This window comes from Brevinematia bacterium, from assembly GCA_039630355.1.
GTDB lineage: Bacteria > Spirochaetota > Brevinematia > DTOW01 > DTOW01 > SKYB106.
The window spans coordinates 1-2,658 of sequence record JBCNVF010000116.1 but is presented as its reverse complement, the minus strand read 5'-3'; the positions used below and the strand labels follow the sequence as shown (position 1 = coordinate 2,658).

The window sequence follows — 2,658 nt, the reverse complement described above, 5'->3', positions numbered from 1 at the left end:
GCTTCCATATCTTAGGCACTATGATAAATATGGTAAAGTGGAGGGGATACTTAATACTAGGACTAGTATATTATTCCACAGAGTTAGTAAAAGGCTTGATAAGGTTTTAAGTTATAGTTATACCAATATCCTAGAGGAGGTAGAAGATGGCGAAGAAGAGGAAAGTGAAGGTTAGGTCAAATAGTAAGAGGTAGTATGCAAAATAGTTGCAAAGTGTGTGCACAAAGTGTGCAAAACGGTTGCAAAACAGTTTTAAAATGGTTGCAAAAACTGTATAAAACCGTTGTGTGTAAATTTTATCTACTTCCTTGCCTCGTAAAAAGGCACAACTGTTATATGCCGTTTTTATATACTTCACTTTTTTTGATTGTTTTAAAATAAATGTATGGCTAAAGGTAAACTAAAAAGGAAAATAGAATATAACGGTGAAAAAAGAGACTTAGTGGAGTTGGTGGAAGAATTGTATACGCAAGGTTACACCGATACCGTTGTTGCAGCTTTATTAGGAATAAGTAAAAGACAATGGTATAACATATTAGCAAAAGGCAAGAATGATAGTGTTAAGAACAACTACTATAAGCTTTATAAGGATTTACATTTTGCGAGAGAAAGAGGAATAGGAAAGCACCAAGGTTGGGTAATACAGAAAGTTCTAAACATAATTTCCGGAGATAATTACAAAGATGCAGAGTTTTTACTAAAATATTTGGAGAGTAGGTATAAGGAAGACTTTAAAAGAGAAGAGGAAACTAAGATAGTTATTGAGTTTGTAAAACCTAGGCTAAGGAAGGTAGAAGATGCTGAAGATAAGGGTAAATGAAAAAATATACAAGCACATAGATGTATCCAGCAGTCCAGTAGTGGTATACGGGGGAAGTATGGCTGGGAAGTCCTATACGATTGCACAGTATATAATAACAAAACTACTTACAAAGAAACAGACAGCCTTGGTGTTAAGGAAGTATGCTAGCACACTAAGATATTCCGTGTGGAAGTTATTTTACACGATGTTGTATAATTTGGGCTTTAGAAACTTTACCAGATACTCGGAAATGATATTGGAAAACGGTTCTGAAATATTCTTTAGGGGTTTGGACGAAGTGGAAAAAATTAAAGGAATAGAGGCAAGTATAGTCTGGATGGAAGAAGCAACGGAGTTTTCAGAAGAGGATTATATACAGGCATCTTTAAGAGCTAGGGTGGGAGAGAAAAAGGTTATATTAAGCTTTAATCCGCTATACCGAGAGTGGTTACATAAGCTTATACTTACATACCCAAGTAATACTTTAAAAGTAACTGTGTGGGATAATCCGTTTGTGTCTGAAGAGCAAATACAAATACTGCAAAAGCTACAAGGAGTTAGCAGAAAAATTTATTTGGAGGGGGATTTTGCAAAAGAAAGTGAAAGGTTGGTGTTTAAAAATCCTTACATTCTAACTAAGGAACAGGTTAATAAACTTAAGTTTAGAGACATTTTGTGGGGAGTGGATTTTGGTTATAATAATCCAACAGCAATAGTTAAAGTGGGGGTTACTGAAAGCGGAGAGTATGTTGTTTTAGAAGACTATAAAATATCTCACATTACTAATGCAGACCTTGTGGAGCTGTTAAGACAAATAGGAGTAAAAGAACTAATAGTAGCAGATAGCTCGGAGCCACAAAGAATAGTAGAGATTAGGAACGCAGGGTTTAGTGTGGTTGGAAGTATAAAAGGAAGGGTGTTTGAACAGATACAAAGGCTTTTACAAGAGAAAATATACTTTTCTGAAACTGCAGTAAACACACTTAAGGAGATAGAAACGTATTCCTATAAAGTAAATAGGGAAGGACTAATTGAGGATGAGATTGTAAAAGTTAATGACCACTGCATAGATGCTATGAGGTATGCAATAATTTATAGTATTACAGTTACCTTCCGTGAAGTAAACTTTTTGGTAATGTAGTAGGAGGTATGTATGGATTTATTGGGACTTTTTAGAAAGAAAGCAAAGGAATATGGAATAGTAGTAGTTGGTTCAGACGTAGGGGGAGATGTTAAAAAGGAGTTGTTAAGTAATGTGTGGGTTATAGCCGGCATAGAGGCAATAGTTAATGCTCTTAATAGAATGGGTGTAGAGGATAAAAAAGGAGTGCTTGGCAATGGACTTCTTACGCCAGATGAGTTAGTAGAAGTTATAGTTTATGACTATATAATTTCCGGAAATGCTTATTTAATAAAAGATACTGTGGCAGGAAAGATTACTTTATTTCCAATCTCTCCAGAGGAAACTTATATAAAAGTAGGAGATATGATAGTAGTAGAATACAAGGGAAATGTATACGAGTATGATAAAATCGTGCATGTAAGAAATATAATCCCTATGGAAGAAAACTCTTTAGATAGAGTAATAGTAGGGAATAGTATTTTTAGACCAATAGCAAACCTAATAAAATACGATAATGCCCTGTTAAACATAGCGGTTTTAAACACAAACGCGAATAACCTAACCTTACTTGCATCTTTCAAAGACCAGTTTGTAGGAGAGGAAACACTTAAAAGACTAGAAGCTGCTATAAGAAGAGAACTAGAAAATAATAAAAGAATAAACTTTTTAATAAGTCCCGTTGCTATGGATGTAAAGGAAATAAGAACGGAGATGCAGAACTTGGTAGAAATAC

At 34.5% G+C, this 2,658-nt stretch carries 3 protein-coding genes; all 3 read left to right on the top strand.

The window, feature by feature from the left end; translation table 11 throughout:
• The first annotated feature begins 385 nt into the window (after nucleotides 1-385).
• The gene (locus ABDH28_07495; GenBank protein ID MEN2998858.1) at nucleotides 386-820 is read left to right on the top strand and encodes a hypothetical protein; all 435 of its coding nucleotides are present in this window, start codon (nucleotides 386-388) and stop codon (nucleotides 818-820) included.
• Nucleotides 798-1,943, top strand: coding sequence for a PBSX family phage terminase large subunit (locus tag ABDH28_07490; protein MEN2998857.1), 1,146 nt, complete (start codon nucleotides 798-800; stop codon nucleotides 1,941-1,943). The genes ABDH28_07495 and ABDH28_07490 overlap by 23 nt, the downstream gene beginning before the upstream one ends.
• Nucleotides 1,944-1,955: 12 nt before the next feature.
• Nucleotides 1,956-2,658 (top strand): hypothetical protein (locus ABDH28_07485; protein ID MEN2998856.1); only part of this gene is annotated, 703 nt, incomplete at its 3' end.

Excerpts from the sequence above, each read along its gene's own strand:
- ABDH28_07495 (MEN2998858.1), top strand. The coding sequence starts at position 386 with ATGGCTAAAGGTAAACTAAAAAGGAAAATAGAATATAACGGTGAAAAA.
- ABDH28_07490 (MEN2998857.1), top strand. The coding sequence starts at position 798 with ATGCTGAAGATAAGGGTAAATGAAAAAATATACAAGCACATAGATGTA.